This window comes from Blautia sp. DFI.6.71 (assembly GCF_020593585.1).
Taxonomy (GTDB): domain Bacteria; phylum Bacillota; class Clostridia; order Lachnospirales; family Lachnospiraceae; genus Blautia_A; species Blautia_A wexlerae.
The window spans coordinates 15,059-36,088 of sequence record NZ_JAJDMJ010000031.1 but is presented as its reverse complement, the minus strand read 5'-3'; the positions used below and the strand labels follow the sequence as shown (position 1 = coordinate 36,088).

Genomic DNA, 21,030 nt, shown 5'->3' with positions numbered 1-21,030 from the left:
TGAAATGGCAACTACCAAAAGCATGAAAATTCAGGCCGAGATTGATAAGGTCAAGGCCAAAATCAGTGAACAGCAGGCCCGGCTCAAGGAGCTGGAGCAGAAAAAGCTGGAGGCGGAAAACAGCGAGATCGTGGACATTGTGCGTGGTATGAGCATTTCCCTTACGGAGCTCCCGCTGCTGTTTGAAAAGCTGAAGGATGGAGGTACTTTGGGACAAAGTGTCCCGAAGTCCGAAGAAGAAAAGGAGGAAAACTGAATATGAAACACATTCGTATGTTGGCGGCGGGGCTTTGCTCCGCCGTTCTTTTATGCGGCTTTGCAATCCCGGCCTACGCCTATTCGGACAGCGGAAATGAGGAACCGCCTGTTGTGGAAGAAACTCCGGCCCCGGAACCTGCACCCACCATTACCCCGGGCGAGGGCTTTTCGGAGGATGGAAACCTTGTGACCCGCGATCTGCTCTATGATGCTGCAACCAACAAGCAGTTCATCACGGTGGAAACCAGCGGCGGCAACACCTTTTACATTGTCATTGACTATGACAAGCCTGTGGACGAGGACGGCGAACAGTATCACACCTACTTTTTGAACATGGTGGATGAGGCCGATCTGCTGGCGGCACTGGAGGCCGCTGGCGGAGAACTTCCGGCCTGCTCCTGCACAGAAAAATGTGCGCCCGGAGCCATCCATACGGATTGCGAGGTCTGCGCGGTCAACATGACCGAGTGTGCTGGCACAGCTCTCGAACCCGCTCCGGTGACGGAACCTGCGGAGGAGCCGGAACCCGAACCCCAGCAAAAAAGCAATACTGGGACACTTCTGCTGATTTTAGCAGTGGCTGTTCTGGGCAGCGGTGCAGGCTGGTACTTCAAAATCTACCGCCCGAAGCATGAAAAAGCTGCTGTACCCGAGGAGGATTACAGCGAGGAACTGGCCGATTATGACGATCCCGAGGACGATGGGCCGCCTTGGGACGAGGACGATACCGAAAGCGAGGATAATGAATGAGATTTACAAATAACCCCTATGAGGGATTTATGAAAGAAAAAAGCTACTTCAAGGGTGTGCCGCCCAGCCTGCCGCCGAAGGGCTCCCGCTGTGATGGCTGCCCTTACTGGCGCGGGATCGGCTGCGTGTTCTGCTACCGGGAGCAGCTCAAACCACCGGGCAACGGGAGGTGATGCTGTGGGCCGAGAACTGACCCGGACAGAAAAAGCGGCAATCCGCAGGCTGGTGTCAAAATGGTGTGCCAACTATGACCGGGACTGCGGCTGCCTGCCGCTGGATTGCGAGTGCTATATGTTTGGGAAATGCTGGACGGGGGCTTATTGCCGCTACTTCCGCGAGGCTGTTCTGCCCCTTGATCCGGCGCTGGAGGCTGCGTTGCTGACAGAGGGGCCAAGGCCGGATTTCAAGGCTTGCCCGGTATGTGGCAGAGCCGTGGCTCCTGATGGACGGCAAACCTATTGTTCGGCGGCCTGTGCAAAGGTGGCACACCGCAGACAGCAGCGGGAATATATGCGAAAAAAGCGGGGCTGATGTGTTGACAATTAGGACACCCAAAACCCGCTTGTGACAAGGCTTTTTAAGGCCCTTTTCTGCGGGAGGCGTATGTTTCTACGTCCGGCCCTGTTTCCGTGAGATGCTGTCAACATTTTAGCTGCCGGGGCTTTGGGACAATTTGTCCCAAAGTTCCGGCTTTTGTGGAAGGAGGTACTATGCCGAAATATTATCCGATCAATGAAGAAGCCGCAAAGCGGGCAAAGGATATGAACAGCTTTTCCGACTATCAGCCGGGCTCCGCTACGGCGAGCTACCGGGCAATGGTCGATGAAGCGTATGCAGCGGCGGAACGCCAGAAAGCCCGTGTCGATCCCATGTACCATGATAAGATTGACACACTGGTGGATCGCTATGCCCGGAAACTTGCCGAAAATCTGAATGAACGCAATGTGATTGATGCCCGTGTACCCTCTATTCTGATCTCCGGGGGCGGTAATTTCCCTGTGGCAAAGAAGCACAAGCAGAACGCCGCCCGGGATCGCAACTATGGAGAGTATGCGGAGATCTCAAAACTGCTTGATAAAATCCGCTCTGTTGGTATGGGCGGGATCAGCGCAGACGATGATCTGGCCGTGGAAAAGCTGACAAAAAAGCTGGAGGGGCTGGAGTTCCAGCAGGCCACCATGAAGGCGGTCAATGCGTATTTTCGGAAACACAAAACGCTGGACGGCTGCCCGGAGCTTACGCCGGAGCAGGCAGAAAAGCTCAAAGCAGATATGGCGCAGTCATGGCACTTGGATAAAAGCAAGCCGTACCCCGCCTATCTGCTTTCCAACAACAACGCCAACATCCGCCGTGTACGCCAGCGCATTGAGGAACTGAGCAGCCGCTCCGAGTTTGCTGGCTGGACATTCCCCGGAGGCGAGGCAAAAATCAACGAGGCTGAAAACCGTTTGCAGATTATTTTCGAGGAAAAGCCCGATGCCGATCAGCGGCAGGAACTGAAAAGCAACGGCTTTAAGTGGGCTCCCAGCCAAGGGGCATGGCAGCGGCAGCTTAACCAGAACGCCATCCGTGCTGCGGCCCGGATAGACTTTCTGCGACCCGAGGACGGTACAAGCCCCTATCAGCTCCAGCCGTTTGTGAAAAGAGAAAACAAAGAAATGTCTCGATGATGGGAGGTGTACTATGGACAAAAATCAAGGCTATGCTATTTTGAAGGCGGTCATGCTGGAAAATGGGCGGGGATTTGCATTGGGCGAGCATCCCACCGCGCCATCCCGCTATGTCACATGGGCCTGCTATGATGACAAGGACGGCCAGCGGCAGTATGAATGGGGTCACTATGGAAATGACCGCACCGCGATGGAACAGGATTTCACAGACCGGGTGCAGGACTATCAGCGTATTTATAACGTCGGGATCAGGCAGACCGAGGCTCCCGGCCTTTACAAGTATTATTCGACCCAGCGGCCTGTGGACATCGGGACATTCCCGAAGCCGCCCTATAACAAGCCGGATGAAATTTTCAATTATGATCAGCGCGTCCCGGTGGAAAATGGCTCGTTCTTGGCTTGGGGCTATCTTACCTATACCCGCCCGCTAACGGAAAAACAGGCATCCTACTATGAGCTGCGTCCTGCGCCTGATAATCCCGACAGGCCCCGTCCGATTGCCGAGCAGATGAAAAATGCGGCAAAGTTGGCGGAGGCAGATCGCGGCTCGGAGGCTCCGGCTCCCCAACGGAGGCAGCCTGACCGTGGCGATAGATAAGGAGGTGCGTATATGGAAAAGAAACGTGAACAGGAATTGTCTGTACTGGAGGTGCTGCGCCTGCACCGTGAATTTCATTTGCCGCACCCTGTTCCGGCAGACGAACAGGAAAAGCCGCTGGATAAGGTAAAGGAGCCGCCCCGCGCCTGCCGCAGCCGGGAGCGTGAGGAGCGATGACAAAGAAACGCCGCCGTCCGATCCATCTTCATGTGATGGTGTCGGAGGCGGAGCAGGCTCTGATTCAAGAACGTATGGCGGAGGCTGGCATCCGTAATATGGGAGCCTATATGCGGAAAATGGCCCTGAGTGGGTATGTGCTTCATGTTGACCTTTCGCCTGTTCGTGAGCTGGTTTCGCTCCAGCGGCGCTGCTCCAACAATCTGAACCAAGTGGCAATTCAAGCCAACACCTACGGCGCGATTTATCCCGAAGAACTCGCGGCCTTGCAGCGGGACTATGCCGCTTTGTGGAGGCCGCTGTCTGATCTCTTGAAACAGCTCTCCGCGCTGGTAGAGCTCTGACTCATCCGGGGAGTGGTTGATACCGCTCCCCGGCTTTTTCTACTTCGGGACAAAGTGTCCCAAAGTAAAAATACTGTTTGCCGGAAGGAGGGATTTTTACGGCGACCACCTACATCCGCCCTTATAAAACAGCGGCGGGAAAAAGTGCAATTCAAACGATGGAGGATCGTTTCACCTATGGCCTGAACCCGGAAAAGCTGGGAGCCGTATCTTCCTATCTCTGCGATCCGAACACGGCTCCCGCCGAGTTTCTTCTGGTAAAAAGTCAATACCTTGCAGAGACAGGCCGGGCCGTATCTCGCGGGGCACTGTTCTTTCAGATCCGGCAGGCGTTTCTGCCCGGGGAGGTTACGGCGGAAGAAGCAAACCGTATTGGTTATGAAACGGCGATGCGCTGGACAAAGGGAAAGCATCAATTCTTTGTCTGTACGCATACCGATAAGGCCCATATCCACAATCACATTTATTTTAATGCAACGGCCTTTGACCGCTCCCGGAAATTTCATAATTTTATTGGTTCGTCCTTTGCCCTGCGGCGGCTCTCTGACCGCGTGTGCATTGAACATGAATTGTCTGTTATCCAAAATCCGCGCCAGCACAGCAAGGGCCGCTTTCTTCACTATGGCCAGTGGATCGGGGAAAAGCCGCCCTCTGCCAAGCAGCGGGTGCGGCTGGCTGTTCTCGCCGCTTTGGAGAAAAAGCCCACGGACTTTGCCGACTTTCTTCGTCTCATGGAGGAGTCCGGCTTTGCCGTAAAACAGGGGCGCGGCGGTGTCATCTCATTCCTTGCGCCCGGACAGGAAAAACCGACCCGGCTCCGGGCTTCCACACTTGGAGCCGGATTTGACCCGGAGGACATCAAGGCGGTAATTGCTGGGGAACGTCCGCTCCCTGAACTACCAGAGGAGCCCACGGTTCCGCCACGGCGAGTTAATCTTATCATCGACATTCAAGAGCGTATGGCCCAGGGCAAAGGCCCGGCCTATGAACGATGGGCCAAGGTCTACAACCTAAAACAGATGGCTGCCGCGCTCCAGTATTTGCAGGAGCATCATCTGACAGACTATGCGGCGCTGACGGCCCGCACCGAGGCTGCTGTGGATCACTTTCACAAGCTGTCTGACGAGCTCCGCACAACGGAGGAGGCTCTTTCCAAAACCTCGGAGCTGATGGCTGCCACGGTGGACTATGCCAAGACCCGCCCGGTGTTCGATGGGTACAAGGCTGCGCGGTACAGCAAAAAGTATCTGGCCCAGCACGAAGCGGAGCTTGCCACTTACCGGGCGGCAAAGGATACTATGAACACCATACTGAACGGCGCAAAACTCCCTAAGATTGAAGCACTAAAAAAATCCCGCCGTGAGCTGGCGGGACAAAAGAAAGCGCTTTATGCAGAATACCGGGAGGCCCAGCGGCAAATGCGGGAGGCCGTGGCAATAAAAGCGAACATTGATCATCTGCTCGGCATAACAGACGAGCGTGAAAATAAGGCCCAGGAACGATAGTGACGGGCCGCAGACTACGGTGCAACGCACCGGGACTTTGGGACAATTTGTCCCGAAGTACAGCGGGTTTGGGGAGCTCCCCAACAAGCATTTTTGCGGGCCCTGCGCCCTGCAAAAATTTCGGAGTGTGGCCACACCCGAATTGCTTGCCAAAACGCGCAACCCGCAACATGGCGCAAAAAACGGAGGTTACGCTTTCTTTTACGTTTCCTCCGTTTCTTTCGATGCTTTCATCGCTTGGATTGTAGCTTCAACGATTTTCAATTCTCTTTCGTCCAAAGCGTTCAACATGGCATCAATCCGCTTCCTGCACTCGCTCCCGCTATTCTGGGACGGGTAAAAGTATTGATCCACCGATATATCAAACATTGTGACCATCTGATAAAAGGTGTTGAAGCTTGGATGCTGACCATCATTTTCATTATACATAATGGTACGTGGAGCGCGGTCAACAATATAGGCCAGTTGCTCCTGTGTCATGCCGCTGGCTTCTCTTGCACGCTTGATGGCGAGCCCTATATCGTGAAAATCAAAGCGTCTTTCATCTCGTTCTATCTTCATAACATCACCTGATATGATTTTACATTTCATGTGATATTATTTGAACGATTATGTATTTCATGCTACTGACTATTTAATTTCACATTCCTTTCTTCCAAAACTTGTATTGTTCGAGTCGAAGAACTATAATATACTCTATGGAGGTGCAGAATGGATTATATGACACTAAAAGAGGCCGCCGAAAAATGGGGCGTGACACCTCGTAGAGTAAATTACTATTGTGCTGCCGGGCGTATTCCCGGCGCTGTGAAGATGGCTGGTGTTTGGCTGATCCCAAAGAACGCAGAAAAGCCGATTGACGGAAGGACAAAACAAGGAAAGGAATTAAAACATGAATAGAATATTGCTATTGGAGGATGATGTCAGTCTAATAGATGGCTTGGTCTACTCTTTGAAAAAGAATGAATTTGATGTTGAAGTTGCCCGTACAGTATGTGAAGCAAAACAATACTTATCCGAACTCGACCGATACGATTTATTGATTTTGGATGTTACTCTGCCAGATGGAACAGGATTTGACGTATGCGAAAGAGTAAGAAAAGAAAATCAGCAGATACCGATTATATTCCTGACTGCATCGGATGAAGAAGTCAGCATAATTCGTGGATTAGATAGCGGTGGGGACGATTATATCACCAAGCCTTTCAAACTGGGGGAATTGTGTTCCCGCATCCGGGCGCTGTTGCGTCGGGCCGGAGTTTCCAAAAGCGAAAAAAACACTTCTATGGAATGTGGCGACATTACCATTGATCTGTTGGGTAGCCGTGCAACCTTAAAGGGAAAAGCATTGGATTTGACAAGCGCCGAATATCGTTTGCTTTGTCTGCTGGTAAGAAACGCAAATCGCGTTGTGACAAGGGACATCATTCTAAATGAGCTGTGGGATGATACAGGAAATTTTGTTGATGATAATACCCTGTCCGTCTATGTACGGCGGCTTCGTGAAAAAGTGGAAACCAATCCGTCCCATCCAGAACACCTTATAACCATTCGTGGGTTCGGCTACCAATGGAAAGAGGTGTCTATATGAGTTTGTACCAAGATAGACAGATTAAAGGGTTCCTGCTATTTTTGACTTTGTTTGCTCTGCTGTTTGTAGGTACAGCAACCGTTTTGACTATTTATCAGGTGAACGATGCGGAAGTCCTATGGCTCAAACATGATGAAGCGGTTTCATCCTCACTTTTGGAACAGGGTGTTCCGAAAGAAGTGGTTGCAGTTGCCTTTACGAACACAGACATCAGTGACGATGGTAGGTCATTATTAGCGGCTGCGGGTTTGGGAAAACAGTCAGAAAGCAGTATGCGGCCTTATTTCAATCAATTTCAGCGTTCCGCTTTCTGCACCATGCTATGCACTGTGCTATTTTTTCTCTTTGTGCTTGCCATAGGAATATTTATTTTTTTCTGGAAAAGGAAGCGATTGTATCAACAGGCCGACAAAATATTGCTAAATTACATCAACGGGGATTACTCTTGTCATTTACCGCAGAATTATGAGGGGGCTATCTACCAAGTGTTTTCTTCGATAGAACAGCTTGCAACTATGCTCCAATCCAAAAATGAAACAGAACGTAAAGCAAAAGAGTTTTTGAAAGACACCATATCCGATATATCTCACCAGCTCAAAACGCCTCTGGCAGCCCTCACTATGTATCAGGAGATCATTGAAAGTGAGCCAGAAAATGCAGAAACGGTCAAACAGTTTGCGGCGAAGATGGGTATTTCTCTAAAGCGTATGGAGCAGTTAATCTTATCCATGTTGAAGATAACCCGACTGGATACGGGAAACATCATTTTTGAGAAAAAAAGTTGCCGTGTGTCCGAGCTGATAGCTCATTCAGTCAATGACCTAACCACAAGGGCTAAAAGCGAAAGCAAGCAGATTCAGATAGATGGCGATGGTGAACAGCAGCTTATTTGTGACATGGAATGGACAGGTGAAGCGATTGGAAACATTGTAAAAAATGCACTGGATCACACGCAAGCTGGCGGTATTGTCCGTATTACATGGGAGCGCACTCCTGCTATGTTTCGGATTTTTATTTCTGATAATGGTAACGGCATAGTCCCGGAAGATATTTACCATATCTTTAAACGCTTTTATCGCAGCAAACATTCCCTTGATACACAAGGAATCGGGCTGGGGCTTCCCCTTGCCAAGTCCATTATTGAGGGTCAAAACGGTGTTATCTCCGTACAAAGTGAAGTCGGAAAAGGTACGCTGTTTACACTATCTTTCCTTACGGATCTGTAAGGTCAAATTCACCTGCTTGTAAGCTGTTTTTGCTATCCTTTTGAGAAAGGAGGTACTGATGACTATGGAAATATTGAAAGTACAAGATTTATGTAAAACTTATGGCAAGGGTGAGGCGAAAGTCGAAGCGTTGAAGAAGGTTTCCTTCTCCCTGGATAAAGGCGAATTTGCTGCCGTTGTGGGTGAATCCGGTTCTGGCAAAAGCACATTACTGAACTGTATTGGAGCTTTGGATACCCCTACTTCCGGCCACATTTGGATTGATGAACAAGACCTGTTTTCCATGAAAGAGGAACAGCGCACGATTTTCCGCCGTCGTAATATCGGCTTTATCTTCCAATCCTTTCAGTTGGTTTCCGAGCTGAATGTGGAGCAGAATATCATGTTTCCGCTTCTTTTGGACTATCGCAAACCAGACCCGGCAGCAGTGGAAGAAATTTTGGAACTCTTGGGACTTACCGAGCGTCGACATCACCTGCCGAGCCAACTATCCGGCGGACAGCAGCAGCGTGTTGCCATTGGCCGGGCGTTAATCACAAAGCCCAAACTGATTCTGGCAGATGAACCTACTGGCAATCTGGACAGCAAGAATAGTCAGGATGTTATCGCCCTGCTTACGCAGGCGTCCCGTCGCTATCAGCAAACAATCCTGATGATTACCCACAATAAGGATTTGACTGCATCCGTTGATCGGGTGTTCCGGGTATCAGATGGCGTTTTGACGGATTTGGGAGGAAAAACAAATGAAGCATTATCTTGACCTTGTTCCCATATCCGCAAAAATCCACAAGAAGCAAAGCAGAATGTCTATTTTCTGCATTGTGCTGGCGGTATTTCTGGTTACAACTATTTTTGGAATGGCAGATATGTTCATCCGCAGCCAGATTTTGCAGGCACAGCAGGAGTCTGGGAATTGGCATATTGCCATTAAGAATATCAGCAATGAAGAAGCAGCAATTATTGCTTCACGCCCTGATATTGAAGTATTTTCACCGTATGGCGTACTCAATTATCGTGGAGATTTAGGCTACACTTTGGGTGGAAAAGATGTAGCGATATGCGGTTGTGATGAAAGCTATATAACTGAAATCTGGACTGACCAAATTGAAGAAGGTGTTTTTCCACAGACAAGTAATGAAGCGTTGGTGACTGAAAATGCAAAGCAGATAATGGGTGTTGCGATTGGTGATCCCATTGCCGTAGAAACTCCTGATGGCGATAAACTGAATTTTACCATATCAGGATTTATGAATAATACCGCCTCGATCATGAGTGGCGACTCCTACGGCATCATTTTGAACACAGAGGATTACTGCGCGATTTATCCGAATGTATCAGACGGGGAGCCGAATGATTACGGCATTATGTTTTTTACTCAATTTGCAAACACAAGAAATATACAAGGGAAAATTGCAGATTTGAAAGAACAATGCAATTTATCGAATGAACAAATATCTTCCAACAACAATCTGCTTGGATTGCTTGGACAAAGCCGCGTTCCCTTTTTGTTACAGGTTTACTTGGCTGCGGCTGTATTGTTTGTACTGGTAATGTTAGCTGGTATTATGATGATTGCAAGCAGCCTGAACAGCAATGTAGCCCAGCGTACCGAATTTTTCGGCCTTATGCGCTGTATCGGTGCAACCCCAAAACAGGTTATGCGCTTAGTACGGAAAGAGGCGCTTAGTTGGTGCCGTTTGGCAATCCCTGTGGGTATTTCCATCGGTATAGTTGTCATTTGGGTCTTATGTGCGATTTTGCGTTTCCTAAGTCCGGAATTTTTCAAAGCGATGCCTACATTCGGATTTAGCGTACCAAGCATTCTTGCAGGAATCGTTGTGGGCTTGGTAACGGTTTTGTTCGCTGCCTATTCTCCGGCAAAGAAAGCAGCAAAAGTATCTCCGTTGGCAGCGGTTTCCGGTAATGCAAACGACTTGGAGCCTGCAAGAAATGCTGCTAATACACAACTGCTTAAGATTGATACAGCACTTGGAATTTATCATGCAAAAGCAAATCGGAAAAATCTGTTTTTGATGACAAGCTCATTTGCTCTCAGTATTATCCTTTTCCTTTCATTCTCTGTAACAGTTGAGTTCATGCAGCATACCTTAACACCGCTCCAACCTTGGACAGCAGATTTATCTATCATAAGCCCTGATAACGTCTGTGCTATTGACAAAGCATTACTTGATGATCTAAAGGAAAATCCTGTTGTGGATTTAGCGTATGGAAGAAAATTTGCATACGAGGTTCCGTCTGTCACAAACGGTATTGAAAAAAAGATGGATTTAATCTCTTATGAGCAGTATCAATTTGATTGGGCAAAGGACTATTTATTAGAGGGTTCTCTGGAATCTGTGCAAACTGATTTAGGGACGGGCTTAATTGTTTATAATTCGCAGAACACAATACAAATAGGCGATACTGTATCGTTGAATACAAACGGACAAAGTAAAGAAATCCAAATCGTGGGAATGTTGTCCGACTGTCCGTTTTACAGTGCCGCCGGTGTTGGAACAATTATTTGTTCAGAGGATACATTTGAACAAATTACTGGCGAGTCGAAATATACGGTTATTGATGTGCAGTTAGTGAAAGGCACAACAGACGAAGATGTTTATGTGATCCGCCAAATGGTAGATTCCTCATTTACTTTCGCTGATGAACGCATGGGTAACAGCAGTACCATGGGAACTTACTATTGTTTTTGGCTGTTCATCTATGGATTCCTCGTCCTAATTGCAATGATTACAATTTTTAACATAATCAATAGTATTTCCATGAGTGTGTCTGCACGGTTGAAACAGTATGGCGCTTTCCGTGCCATCGGCGTTAGCATGGGACAGCTAAGTAAAATGATTGTTGCAGAAGCCTTCACCTATACCATAATCGGCGGTGTAGTTGGTACGGTGTTGGGACTGTTTTGTAACAAGCTATTGTTTGGAATGTTGATAAGTTATAGATGGGGGGATGCTTGGACTCCTCCATTACCAGAGGTAGCTGTTATTCTGTTAATTGTCGTAAGCTCTGTAATTCTGGCTGTGCATGGGCCAATCAAGAGAATACGCAATATGTCCATTGTTGATACAATCAGCGCACAGTAATTCTACTTTTGAAGCGGGTGGCTTTAGAAGCCGCCCACTTTTGTCTTACAAATTCGTAAGTTGAAATTCACCTGTTTGTAAGCTGATTTTTTTATAATTAAGTTGATGAAAGAGAGGAAAAAATGAAAAAAATCCTTTCCACCAGAGTATTGGTGAAGATTTGTGTATTAACAACTATACTGCTGGTTTTGATAATCTATACTATATGGGGCAATTCAGCATTGATGGTAAGTATGGTTAATATCTCCAGCGATCGCATACCATCTGCCTTTTCTAATTTTCGGATTGCACAAGTGTCCGACTTGCATAATGCTGAATTTGGAGAAAGCAATACAGAATTGATAGAATTGCTGTCTGAACACGAACCGGATATTATTGTGATAACTGGAGATTTAATCGATGCTGGACATACAGACATTGAGATTGCGTTTGATTTTATAAAACAAGCTGTTCAAATAGCCCCTGTCTACTTTGTAACTGGAAACCACGAAGCTAACTTCTCACATTATGATCAATTCAAAACAGGGCTTGAAGCGTCTGGCGTAACTGTCCTTGAAGATGAAGCAATACAGTTAGTGCATAACAACGAAATGATTACCCTTATCGGGCTTTCTGATTCTGACTTTACGATTAAGGGCGATATGTTTAATGAAGCGCCAGCCATGGTCAACACAAAATTGAATAGCCTTATTGATGACGAAAACAGTTACACTATACTGCTATCACATCGGCCAGAGTTATTTGAAACCTATGTATGCTGTGGTGTTGATTTGGTTTTATGTGGTCATGCACACGGAGGGCAGTTTCGATTACCTTTTATTGGGGGGCTCGTTGCCCCCAATCAAGGGCTGTTTCCTAAATATGATTCCGGCCTTTATACAGACGGAAAGACAAATATGGTTGTTAGCCGCGGCCTTGGAAATAGTATTATTCCATTCCGATTTAATAATCGTCCAGAGGTTGTATTAGTAGAACTTAACACCGAATAACGATACTTCAACCGAATATTGAAATGATCTGCCGCACGACGGCAAAAGAAAAAAAGCCGTCGTAGAGCAGACAATTTGACACGCCCATTTGAAACGGCGGCTTTGATTTTCAGAGCCGCCGTTTCTTTGCGTCTACACAAACCAATGACGACTTGCAGGGACACGGTAGCCGATTGGAGGTTATTTTCCGTGTCCTTTTCTCTTTTTCGCAGTATCCATGATCTGCACCAGTTAAAAAAAGCATAGCCCCTCCATCGAAGCAGTCCGGCTTTGAATGTGAAATTAAACAGTACATAACCGATAATATATTTTCGTGCGCTTGTGTGGCCTTGTGTCGCGCAGGCGTATTTTGCTTTCCAGACTTCGAGACAAAGTGTCCCGAGGTGCGGTGCCGTTCTCCGCCATTACTCCATTTCGTTTCCGACCAACCCCGAACAAACTGAAATGGAGGATTTTACGATGACTACTATCAATCTGAAAGATCTTTATTATTGGTACACGCAGGATCAGCTTATCGAAGTTTCTGACGAGGTTGCCGAGGTATTCAAGGCCGATGCCCGTTATGAAATGGCCTACCAGCGGCGGCTCTCCCGGCACAAGGCGCAGTATTCTCTGGACTGCGATGACGGGATTGAGTATTCCGCTTGCCTGCATGAGCCGACCCCGCAGGAGCTCCTTGAACGGATGGAAACCTTTCTTCGTCTGTGGAACGCTCTCAATTCTCTGCCGGAGATCCAAGGCCGTAGAATTGACGCACATATCATTCTTGGCAAGTCGATTAAGGAAATTGCCGAGGCCGAGGGCGTACATGAGGAGTCTATTCGCCAGTCGATCAAGCGTGGCCTTGAACGCATGAAAAAAACTTTTTGATTTTTTCTTCTTAACCCACTTGGAATTGATGAAAAAATGTCTCGGTTTATGAGAGGAGGTTTTCTTCCTAACGCAAGGGAATAACGGCAACCCTGAGTAAGTACGTGGAGCCAGACGGTGGGTGCGCGGTGACATTTCCCAAAAGAGATTGAGCGAACAACACCAACACTGTAAATGGGCCCGGCCATCCCAAGGCCATGATCCGGTGCTGAACAGGTTGGCTGCCTGTTCCTCCGGGCTTGTCGCTTTACTTGCGGTGAGAGCGCCGCACAGAAAATAACGATTGTCTTTGGACAGGCCAAGTAAATATGTGCGGCACTCTCTAATATTCAAAAACTATAATAAACCTCGAGACAAAGTGGTTTTCTAAAAAAACCGTCTTGAAAAAAGTTCAGGAAAAAGCCGTTTCTGCCATAAAATCGACAAAGACCGGGCAGAAAAATCAAAGCCTTTTTTCAAAATAGGCGTTTGTCAACGGCTCCAAAGTGTCCCAAGGTGGAGTAAGGCAACAGGCCAGCATCCCGGTGGTGCTGGCCTGTTGCGTTTCCCCACCAAACAGCGGGAGGCGTTCTATCAATCTGCGAAGGAGGTTTACCGTGAAATTAACTACACAGGAACTTGAACAAATGAGAAGCGTTGACATTGGCGCAGTGGCTGCCGAGTCCCTGCCTGATGTGAGCGGTATGACCTTTGACAATGCGCTTTCCCGAAAGGAGCGCATCTCTCGATTTTTGCAGACTGTCAAAAATCCATACTGCTTTTGCATCGGTGGTGTTGGCGTGAAAATTGAATTTGCTGAAAGCGGGCCATCTCTCCAAGATAAGCTGACGGATTTCCTGCTGCGGCAAAGAAGCGGGCTGTAACTTCGGTTACAGCTCGTTTTGCTTCTTCGAGACAAAGTGTCCCGAAGTGGAGGCATCCTTGTTGTCCTCCCCGGACAGAGTTATAATATAAGTGTAATGTGATAGGGAAGGAGGAACAATGGCACGAGCAAAAAACAGAGGGTATCAGCAGAGTTTCTCTCCCTCTTACACAATCCGCCGCTGGCGGCTGGGCATCTATATCCGGCTTTCAAAGGAAGATTTGAAAAAAGGAAAAGACGATAGCAACAGCGTAAAGAACCAGCGTGACCTACTGAACGATTTTTACCGACGCAACATTGACGAGTTTGAAAGCATCACGGAATATGTGGATGATGGTCATACTGGAACGGACGCCAACCGTGAAGATTTTCAACGGCTCTTGGCGGATGTCATGAGTGGTAAAATCAACTGCGTTATAGTAAAAGACCTGTCCCGCTTCGCACGAAATTATAGCGATGCCGGAAGTTTGATCGATAACCTGTTTGTTCAAATGGGTGTTCGCTTTATTAGCCTTGCTGAGAATGTGGACAGCTACAAGAACCCCGACAGCGTTTCAAATATCATCGTTCCCATTACAAACGTGATGAACGATAATTACTGCTATCAGACTTCCAAAAAGATCCGGCAGGTATTTGATTACAAACGGCGCAACGGCCAGTATATCGGAGCATTTGCTCCTTACGGCTATGTAAAGCACCCAAAGGACAAGCACAGGCTGATTGTTGATCCCGATGCTGCTGAAAATGTCAAACTCATTTTCACAATGCTTATTCAAGGGTCATCAAAACGTGCTATCGCGCTGTACCTGAACGAACACGGCGTACCGAGCCCCTCGGCTTACAAGGTACAAAAGGGCTTGCCTGTTTCGACAAGAGGGTATGACGATCCTATGTGGGGAGTCCGCATGATCCACTCCATTCTTACCAATCCGACCTACACCGGGGATTTAGCCCAAGGCCGAAGCCGGGTGAAAAGCTACAAGGTACACCAGATTGAAGCTGTTCCACGCGAGGAATGGGTGGAAGTGGCTGGAACGCATGAGGCCATTATCGACTATGAAACTTTCGACAAGGTACAGGCTCTCTTACAGCGTGATACCCGTACTTCCCCGAAAGGCCGTGAGGTACATTTATTCAGCGGCTTTCTGAAATGTGCCGATTGCGGGCGGGCCATTACCCGATGCGTTGGCAAGAACAACAATGTATATTATTCTTGCTCAACCTACAAGAACCGTTCCCGGACAGCCTGCACCATGCACTCAATCAAGCATGAACGGCTGGAGGCTGCTGTTTTGTTCGCTGTACAGCATCAGGTACATTTGGCTGTTTCCTACTCGGAAATCGTCACGCAGATCAATTCCGCTCCAATCAAAAAAAGCCAGTCTTACCGACTGGACGATCTGATAGCTGCAAAAGAGCGGGAACTGACAAAGATAACACGCTACAAGCAATCTCTTTATCAGGACTGGAAAGACGGTGAAATCACCCAGCAGGAATACCGGGATATGAAGGCTGACTATGAACGGCAGACTTCTGATATTTCCGCGGTGCTTACCCGGCTGAACACTGAACGCGCAGAACTGGCAAACGGTGTGGACAACGAGCATCCTGCACTGGTAGCCTTTATGAAGTATCAGAACATTGAAGCCCTCAACCGTGAAATCTTGGTTGAACTTGTGGACTATATCAAGGTCTATGAAAACGGCAATATCAGCGTGAAATTCAAATTTGCTGACGAACTCCGCAAGATTGCCGAGTACATTGAAATCAACACTACGGAAGATACCGCAGTAGCGGGCTAACCCCCGCTACGAACCCCTTTGACAGTGTGTTTTCCTAATAGGCGCTAATCATATGATCAGGAGAGCCTGAACCTTGATCTGTCCGGTGGAAATACCACAGACATTGTACAAATTGCAGATGCAAATATTGAGGGTGTCTTAAAAGGAAAACATGCGGTAAATTTGCTGGATTATAAAAATATTGCACCAAATATCTTTTCAGATGATATGAATTACAGAAATACAATCATGCAGAACTTTAAGAGTGATGACAAAGACACACAGTATTTTGTTACTCCTCATGTAGTTTCTGAAAATGCTGAGAAAAAATATGGTTCTGTAGTTCCGACAGGGTATGTAGTTCGTTGGGATTTATATAAGCAGATTGGATGCCCGGAAATTAACAATGATGATGATTATATTAAGGCATTAAAAGCGATGAAAGAAATCTATCCAAAAACAGAGGACGGATTAGAAACCTATGCAATGAGTGCCTATAATGATAATGATCTTCATACTTACTTCTTTAAAGGATGTCTGGGAGAAGGATATGTAAACCTTGAGGATGGTCTGTACGTTCAGGATGCAAAAACCAATGATTTAGTAGTGGACATTTATGATAAAGATGAAGATGTAAAAACTCCATTCTGGTCAGGTGTGGAATTTTATAACAAACTCTACAGAGAAGGTTTATTGGATCCGGATAATTTCATCACCCAGGGTGAGGATCTTACAGAAAAATATACAAAAGGTCAGTATCTTGGTGGAACTGTAAACTGGTTCTATGGAACATATAATACAAATAACAAGGGAACAGACAAGGAATACATTGCGTTACCATCTAAATTGGGTTGGGTTAATGAACCAAACAGAGCCGGATGGACAGGAAAATATATGTTCGTTTCTTCTCATTCCCCAAATATTGAAAGAGCAGTCATGGTGCTTGACTATCTTCAGAGCAGTGAGTTTGCCAGAAGTGCAGAATCTGGTATTGAAGGACGCTGGGAAAAGGGCGACGATGGAAAACCTCATTTGACAGATGATACAATGAGTATGAAGAACGACAGCAGCCGTGTAGACGAATGGAAAGCAAGTGGTATCAGTGATAGTGGTACAGACAATCTTGTTGGCTGGGATTACAACAATGTATTATCAGATGGTGGACTTGTAAATCTCTGGAATGATGAGGATGTCATGAAAGCAAATCTTACCACAGCTGAACAGGATCTCTGCAAACAGTTTAATATTGATTTACCAAGTGATCTTCTGAAGAATCGTATTGAAGATGGCACAAGTATGGATCTCAGCGAGGTTAACCCAACTATTCGTATGTGTCTTGAGATAACACCAAAGAACATCACTCGTATAGACAGTAACTGTATTGAAATTACTGAAAATGCTTTGCCAGGTCTTGTACAGGCAGAATCAGATGAAGCTTTCAAATCTGCAAAGGAAGCATTATTACAGCAGCTTGCGGATGCGGGTGTCGAAGAGTCTGTCGAATGGTGGCAGAATGCATGGGAGACTTCAAAGAGTGCAATTGACAAATTAGAAAGCAAATAAAGAGAAAGGAGCATGCTTATGAACCGGAAAAAGGCATTGGTGACAAAGACACCAAAAGATTACAAATTGCTTTGGATGGCAATGCCATTTATCGTAATAGTCTTTTTGTTTAGCTATGTTCCTATATTTGGATGGATTTACTCATTTTTTGATTATGTACCAGGGGTAAGTATTTTTAACTGTGACTTTGTAGGATTGGATTATTTTAAACTTATTTTCAGAGATGACAATATATTAAGATCATTAAAAAATACATTCATTTTTGCAATCATCAATATCTGTTTAACACCATTACCTATGTTTATGGCTATTCTGCTTAATGAACTCAGGAATGGTCCGATCAAGAAATTTACACAGACCTTTACAACCCTCCCAAATTTCATCAGCTGGGTTATTATCTTTTCTCTTGCTACAGCATTATTTGCCTCTGATGGAATTGTAACAGGTTTGGCAACAGCAATGGGACTTGGAGATGCCTCCAATTCCCTGCTGGGCTCAAATGAAGCAGTATACTGGTTCCAGTCTTTCCTGTTGCAATGGAAGACCCTGGGGTGGAACTCGATCATCTATATGGCAGCTATTTCAGGAATCGATCAGGAACAGTATGAGGCAGCGAGAGTGGACGGGGCAGGATATTTCCAGTGTGCTCTTCATGTAACACTGCCTGCAATGATGGAAACCTTTGTTGTATTGTTTATCCTGAATATTGGTAACTTCTTAAATACAGGATATGAGCAGTATCTTCTGTTTAAGAATTCACTGACAGCGACAAACATTGAAGTTCTGGATCTTTATACTTATAGAATAGGTCTTCAGAATATGGACTATTCTTATGGCGTGGCCATCAGTGTTGTGAAATCACTTGTAAGTATCACCTTAGTTGTGGTGGCAAATCTGGTTGCAAAAAAAATCAGAGGTAGAGCAGTTATCTAAAGGAGAGAAAATTATGGGCGAAATGAAAATTAAAAGTTCTCCATCAAGAAAAGCATTTCTTGTGTTTGATACTTTACTGATGATACTGCTTGCGTTGATCTGTATTTATCCTTTCTGGTATGTATTATGCTATTCTTTCAGTGATACAACAGCGGCATCTGTAAATCCTCCGGTAATACATCCGGCCGGATTTACACTCAGTAACTATAAAGAAATTCTTACGTTAAAAGGTTTCTTCCCGGCATTAGGGATGTCCGTGCTGAGAACAGTGGTAGGAACAGGATTATCCGTATTCTGCTGTTCATTCCTTGCCTATCTTTTTACAAAAGATAAAATGCCGGCAAGAAAGATATTATATCGATTTGTTGTATTTACCATGTATATCAGTGGTGGTATGATCGCGACTTATATTGTTATGAAATCATATGGATTGTTAAACAATTTCTGGGTATATATTCTGCCTACAATGATTTCCGCTTACAATATGATACTGATCAAAACATACATAGAACAGCTTCCGCCGGCACTGGAAGAATCTGCTTCCCTGGATGGAGCCGGATATATAACCTGCTTTTTCAAAATTATACTTCCGCTGTGCAAACCAATTATTGCAACAGTTGTAGTCTTTGTCGCTGTAGGACAGTGGAACTCATGGTTTGATAATCATATTTATACCCGTGCCAATGAATCACTGACAACATTACAGTACTTATTGTATAATTACCTCAATGAGGCACAAAGGCTGGCAGAACAGTTAAAGACTGCATCAAGTGGAGCTGATATGACGCAGGCAATGGCGGCTATTTCTCCAAAAGGAATTCGTATGACAATAACTGTCCTGGCTTCCTTACCAATTTTTGCATTATATCCATTTATGCAGAAATATTTCTCTAAAGGTATTATGGTCGGAGCAGTTAAAGGCTGATCATTAAAATCCCTGGCACTCGGCTTATAACGGATGTCAGGGATTTTTATTTTATGAAAGCTTAAGAAGAACATTGATATTGTCAAGTCAGCATTTTCTTATAAATATTACAGAAAGCTGAGATTCGCAGAATCAGACTCTTCAACAGGCAGATAATGGGAGATTACAGAATAATGACAAATAAATATGGCTTTATGAATGAGGAAGAAATGAAATATGTGCAGGCATGCCTTGAATTTGCCGTACAACTGGGGCAGATCGCTGATGGCAGTCTGGAAGCAGCAGAACGCAGACGCATATTGGAAAACGAAAAAAGAAAAGAACTTCTTGAACAAGGAATTACTGTATATGGTCTGAGCAATTTTTCAGTGCCTGCATATATACAGTATGAGCTGACAAGATTCCGACTGGATTTTGTTTCAGAGAAACCTTTGATTAAAAGAAGTTATAATTATTCAACGATTACTTCTAAAGATATGGTTTCATTTTGGAACGGGCATCGGGAACTGTTTACCCGATATCAGGGTGACAGCTTTTCTTATGATGAAGTAGCTACAGTAATAAAAAAACGGATACGGGAGAAGGAATATGAGCAGGAAATTCAAAACATATTACGTAAGCAGCATTAATGGAGATGACTGCAACAATGGTGAAGCACCGGAAACAGCATTTGGATCCCTGGACAGGATTAATAATCTGGAATTAAATCCAGGTGATCGTGTTTTGCTGGAGAGAGGATCTGTTTTTGAAAACCAGTACCTGCATATAAAGGGCAGGGGAACCAGGTCTGACAAAATTGAAATCGGTGCCTATGGAGAAGGTACCATGCCGTGCATTCATTCAAACGGCACCGGAATATGGTATCAGGATTATGGAGCACCGTTGGACTCGCCATCTCATGTATATAAAGGAGAGGTATCCTCTGCCTTACTTCTTTATGATGTGGAATATATTTTGGTTCATGATCTGATCATAATAAACTCATCTCCATACACAACTATGGAAGAATATGCGGCACCACACAAAATGGACAGAACCGGTATTGCTGTAGTGGCGAAAAACGGAGGGACACTTCATGATATCACCATACGGGATGTATGGGTTCATGATGTTACAGGAAACGTTTATAACAAGCATATGAACAATGGCGGTATTTATATGACTGCCTTAACACCGGACAATGAAGAAAAAACAGGGGTCGCAAGATATGACGGGGTTACTGTAGAGAATTGTACTGTGTGGAGAGTCAGCCGGTGGGGAATTGCCGTGGGATATACTTATCAGCATCAGAAGTTTTCCGGGGTAGAGCTTGATGAAGAAACTTTCAGGAAATACGGACATGAGAATATAATCATCCGCAATTGTTATGTCAGTCAGGCAGGAGGAGATGCAATTACTCCTATGTATTCCCTTGAGCCATTGACAGAACATAATATTGCAGATAGCTGTGCAAAAGAGATGAATGATTCTGTGTATCGATACCCGGAAGACAGAATGGGAAAGGTAGCGGCTGCCATATGGCCATGGAAATGTAAAAATGCCAGGTTCTGTTACAATGAAGTTACAGATACCAGACTAAACCAGGATGGTATGGCATATGATGCAGATTCTGGAGATGGCACCTTATATGAGTATAATTACAGCCGGTTAAACGAGGGCGGCTGCATCATGTTCTGTATGGAGGAAGCTGTTCATAATATCTTCCGCAAAAATATCAGTTATGATGATCTGGGAGGGCTTATCAGTCCTGCATGTAATCCTGATGCCCTTGTGACTGAAAATGAATTCCACATGAGACGTGAAGTTCCACTGATAAGGGAAAGTATGCAGGATGGGACAGTTACTTTAAAAAACAATAAAATTATAATTCTGAATGGTGAATAA

At 45.8% G+C, this 21,030-nt stretch carries 24 protein-coding genes; 23 read left to right on the top strand and 1 reads right to left on the bottom strand.

Features of this window, described 5'->3' with window-relative positions; translation table 11 throughout:
* The first annotated feature begins 4 nt into the window (after positions 1–4).
* The 9 genes from LJE12_RS13030 to LJE12_RS12990 all read left to right on the top strand — a co-directional run bounded on the left by LJE12_RS13030 (position 5) and on the right by LJE12_RS12990 (position 5,302).
* A complete protein-coding gene (locus tag LJE12_RS13030) occupies positions 5–256 on the top strand; it encodes a DUF4315 family protein (RefSeq protein WP_015563850.1) in 252 nt (83 codons plus the stop codon).
* Positions 257–258: 2 nt separating this feature from the next.
* Entirely contained in the window at positions 259–1,008 is a 750-nt protein-coding gene (locus tag LJE12_RS13025) for a DUF4366 domain-containing protein (RefSeq protein ID WP_227226708.1), read from the top strand.
* A gap of 29 nt (positions 1,009–1,037) precedes the next feature.
* Positions 1,038–1,181: a hypothetical protein gene (locus LJE12_RS13020; protein WP_187016090.1), complete on the top strand. Its 144-nt coding sequence runs from the start codon at positions 1,038–1,040 to the stop codon at positions 1,179–1,181.
* 4 nt (positions 1,182–1,185) lie between these two features.
* Entirely contained in the window at positions 1,186–1,539 is a 354-nt protein-coding gene (locus LJE12_RS13015) for a cysteine-rich VLP domain-containing protein (protein ID WP_110104192.1), read from the top strand.
* Between the two features lie 179 nt (positions 1,540–1,718).
* Positions 1,719–2,678: a hypothetical protein gene (locus LJE12_RS13010; RefSeq protein WP_227226709.1), complete on the top strand. Its 960-nt coding sequence runs from the start codon at positions 1,719–1,721 to the stop codon at positions 2,676–2,678.
* Positions 2,679–2,691: 13 nt separating this feature from the next.
* Positions 2,692–3,276, top strand: a complete 585-nt coding sequence (locus LJE12_RS13005) for a hypothetical protein (protein ID WP_227226710.1) — start codon at positions 2,692–2,694, stop codon at positions 3,274–3,276.
* A 12-nt stretch (positions 3,277–3,288) separates the two neighbouring features.
* Positions 3,289–3,453, top strand: coding sequence for a hypothetical protein (locus LJE12_RS13000; protein WP_014080207.1), 165 nt, complete (start codon positions 3,289–3,291; stop codon positions 3,451–3,453).
* Complete coding sequence (locus LJE12_RS12995; RefSeq protein WP_227226711.1) at positions 3,450–3,797, top strand: plasmid mobilization protein; 348 nt, start codon at positions 3,450–3,452, stop codon at positions 3,795–3,797. Before LJE12_RS13000 ends, LJE12_RS12995 begins: the two co-directional genes overlap by 4 nt.
* Positions 3,798–3,955: 158 nt before the next feature.
* On the top strand, positions 3,956–5,302 hold the full coding sequence (locus LJE12_RS12990) for a relaxase/mobilization nuclease domain-containing protein (RefSeq protein ID WP_227226735.1): 1,347 nt from the start codon (positions 3,956–3,958) through the stop codon (positions 5,300–5,302).
* A gap of 201 nt (positions 5,303–5,503) precedes the next feature.
* On the opposite strand, the gene LJE12_RS12985 is transcribed toward LJE12_RS12990, so the two are convergent.
* Complete coding sequence (locus LJE12_RS12985) at positions 5,504–5,863, bottom strand: helix-turn-helix domain-containing protein (protein WP_054754179.1); 360 nt, start codon at positions 5,861–5,863, stop codon at positions 5,504–5,506.
* Positions 5,864–6,013: 150 nt separating this feature from the next.
* On the opposite strand from LJE12_RS12985, the gene LJE12_RS12980 reads away from it, so the two are divergent.
* The 14 genes from LJE12_RS12980 (at position 6,014) to LJE12_RS12915 (ending at position 21,030) form a co-directional block, all read left to right on the top strand.
* Positions 6,014–6,202, top strand: coding sequence for a helix-turn-helix domain-containing protein (locus tag LJE12_RS12980; protein WP_015560012.1), 189 nt, complete (start codon positions 6,014–6,016; stop codon positions 6,200–6,202).
* Positions 6,195–6,893 (top strand): response regulator transcription factor, encoded by a 699-nt coding sequence (locus LJE12_RS12975; protein ID WP_012741667.1) that lies wholly within the window; start codon positions 6,195–6,197, stop codon positions 6,891–6,893. Before LJE12_RS12980 ends, LJE12_RS12975 begins: the two co-directional genes overlap by 8 nt.
* Complete coding sequence (locus LJE12_RS12970; protein ID WP_155175846.1) at positions 6,890–8,119, top strand: sensor histidine kinase; 1,230 nt, start codon at positions 6,890–6,892, stop codon at positions 8,117–8,119. The genes LJE12_RS12975 and LJE12_RS12970 overlap by 4 nt, the downstream gene beginning before the upstream one ends.
* Before the next feature lie 64 nt (positions 8,120–8,183).
* Positions 8,184–8,879: an ABC transporter ATP-binding protein gene (locus LJE12_RS12965; protein ID WP_041254460.1), complete on the top strand. Its 696-nt coding sequence runs from the start codon at positions 8,184–8,186 to the stop codon at positions 8,877–8,879.
* Positions 8,863–11,223 carry an ABC transporter permease gene (locus tag LJE12_RS12960; RefSeq protein ID WP_227226712.1) on the top strand — a complete coding sequence of 787 codons (2,361 nt, stop codon included), beginning with the start codon at positions 8,863–8,865 and terminating at the stop codon, positions 11,221–11,223. Before LJE12_RS12965 ends, LJE12_RS12960 begins: the two co-directional genes overlap by 17 nt.
* A gap of 122 nt (positions 11,224–11,345) precedes the next feature.
* Positions 11,346–12,212 carry a metallophosphoesterase gene (locus tag LJE12_RS12955; protein ID WP_155175850.1) on the top strand — a complete coding sequence of 289 codons (867 nt, stop codon included), beginning with the start codon at positions 11,346–11,348 and terminating at the stop codon, positions 12,210–12,212.
* Positions 12,213–12,671: 459 nt separating this feature from the next.
* On the top strand, positions 12,672–13,082 hold the full coding sequence (locus tag LJE12_RS12950; RefSeq protein WP_015560007.1) for a sigma-70 family RNA polymerase sigma factor: 411 nt from the start codon (positions 12,672–12,674) through the stop codon (positions 13,080–13,082).
* A 596-nt stretch (positions 13,083–13,678) separates the two neighbouring features.
* On the top strand, positions 13,679–13,945 hold the full coding sequence (locus LJE12_RS12945) for a DUF6870 family protein (RefSeq protein WP_007884026.1): 267 nt from the start codon (positions 13,679–13,681) through the stop codon (positions 13,943–13,945).
* Positions 13,946–14,063: 118 nt separating this feature from the next.
* The gene (locus LJE12_RS12940) at positions 14,064–15,746 is read left to right on the top strand and encodes a recombinase family protein (protein WP_227226713.1); all 1,683 of its coding nucleotides are present in this window, start codon (positions 14,064–14,066) and stop codon (positions 15,744–15,746) included.
* A 162-nt stretch (positions 15,747–15,908) separates the two neighbouring features.
* Positions 15,909–17,288 (top strand): hypothetical protein, encoded by a 1,380-nt coding sequence (locus LJE12_RS12935; RefSeq protein WP_227226714.1) that lies wholly within the window; start codon positions 15,909–15,911, stop codon positions 17,286–17,288.
* Between the two features lie 18 nt (positions 17,289–17,306).
* Complete coding sequence (locus tag LJE12_RS12930; protein WP_118411225.1) at positions 17,307–18,221, top strand: ABC transporter permease subunit; 915 nt, start codon at positions 17,307–17,309, stop codon at positions 18,219–18,221.
* A 13-nt stretch (positions 18,222–18,234) separates the two neighbouring features.
* Positions 18,235–19,146, top strand: coding sequence for a carbohydrate ABC transporter permease (locus tag LJE12_RS12925; protein WP_118411193.1), 912 nt, complete (start codon positions 18,235–18,237; stop codon positions 19,144–19,146).
* Positions 19,147–19,319: 173 nt separating this feature from the next.
* Positions 19,320–19,775: a hypothetical protein gene (locus LJE12_RS12920; protein WP_118411192.1), complete on the top strand. Its 456-nt coding sequence runs from the start codon at positions 19,320–19,322 to the stop codon at positions 19,773–19,775.
* Entirely contained in the window at positions 19,735–21,030 is a 1,296-nt protein-coding gene (locus tag LJE12_RS12915; protein ID WP_227226715.1) for a right-handed parallel beta-helix repeat-containing protein, read from the top strand. The genes LJE12_RS12920 and LJE12_RS12915 overlap by 41 nt, the downstream gene beginning before the upstream one ends.

Excerpts from the sequence above, each read along its gene's own strand:
- LJE12_RS13030 (WP_015563850.1), top strand. The coding sequence starts at position 5 with ATGGCAACTACCAAAAGCATGAAAATTCAGGCCGAGATTGATAAGGTC.
- LJE12_RS13025 (WP_227226708.1), top strand. The coding sequence starts at position 259 with ATGAAACACATTCGTATGTTGGCGGCGGGGCTTTGCTCCGCCGTTCTT.
- LJE12_RS13020 (WP_187016090.1), top strand. The coding sequence starts at position 1,038 with ATGAAAGAAAAAAGCTACTTCAAGGGTGTGCCGCCCAGCCTGCCGCCG.
- LJE12_RS13010 (WP_227226709.1), top strand. The coding sequence starts at position 1,719 with ATGCCGAAATATTATCCGATCAATGAAGAAGCCGCAAAGCGGGCAAAG.
- LJE12_RS13005 (WP_227226710.1), top strand. The coding sequence starts at position 2,692 with ATGGACAAAAATCAAGGCTATGCTATTTTGAAGGCGGTCATGCTGGAA.
- LJE12_RS13000 (WP_014080207.1), top strand. The coding sequence starts at position 3,289 with ATGGAAAAGAAACGTGAACAGGAATTGTCTGTACTGGAGGTGCTGCGC.
- LJE12_RS12995 (WP_227226711.1), top strand. The coding sequence starts at position 3,450 with ATGACAAAGAAACGCCGCCGTCCGATCCATCTTCATGTGATGGTGTCG.
- LJE12_RS12990 (WP_227226735.1), top strand. The coding sequence starts at position 3,956 with ATGGAGGATCGTTTCACCTATGGCCTGAACCCGGAAAAGCTGGGAGCC.
- LJE12_RS12985 (WP_054754179.1), bottom strand. The coding sequence starts at position 5,863 with ATGAAGATAGAACGAGATGAAAGACGCTTTGATTTTCACGATATAGGG.
- LJE12_RS12980 (WP_015560012.1), top strand. The coding sequence starts at position 6,014 with ATGGATTATATGACACTAAAAGAGGCCGCCGAAAAATGGGGCGTGACA.
- LJE12_RS12975 (WP_012741667.1), top strand. The coding sequence starts at position 6,195 with ATGAATAGAATATTGCTATTGGAGGATGATGTCAGTCTAATAGATGGC.
- LJE12_RS12970 (WP_155175846.1), top strand. The coding sequence starts at position 6,890 with ATGAGTTTGTACCAAGATAGACAGATTAAAGGGTTCCTGCTATTTTTG.
- LJE12_RS12965 (WP_041254460.1), top strand. The coding sequence starts at position 8,184 with ATGGAAATATTGAAAGTACAAGATTTATGTAAAACTTATGGCAAGGGT.
- LJE12_RS12960 (WP_227226712.1), top strand. The coding sequence starts at position 8,863 with ATGAAGCATTATCTTGACCTTGTTCCCATATCCGCAAAAATCCACAAG.
- LJE12_RS12955 (WP_155175850.1), top strand. The coding sequence starts at position 11,346 with ATGAAAAAAATCCTTTCCACCAGAGTATTGGTGAAGATTTGTGTATTA.
- LJE12_RS12950 (WP_015560007.1), top strand. The coding sequence starts at position 12,672 with ATGACTACTATCAATCTGAAAGATCTTTATTATTGGTACACGCAGGAT.
- LJE12_RS12940 (WP_227226713.1), top strand. The coding sequence starts at position 14,064 with ATGGCACGAGCAAAAAACAGAGGGTATCAGCAGAGTTTCTCTCCCTCT.
- LJE12_RS12930 (WP_118411225.1), top strand. The coding sequence starts at position 17,307 with ATGAACCGGAAAAAGGCATTGGTGACAAAGACACCAAAAGATTACAAA.
- LJE12_RS12925 (WP_118411193.1), top strand. The coding sequence starts at position 18,235 with ATGGGCGAAATGAAAATTAAAAGTTCTCCATCAAGAAAAGCATTTCTT.
- LJE12_RS12920 (WP_118411192.1), top strand. The coding sequence starts at position 19,320 with ATGACAAATAAATATGGCTTTATGAATGAGGAAGAAATGAAATATGTG.
- LJE12_RS12915 (WP_227226715.1), top strand. The coding sequence starts at position 19,735 with ATGAGCAGGAAATTCAAAACATATTACGTAAGCAGCATTAATGGAGAT.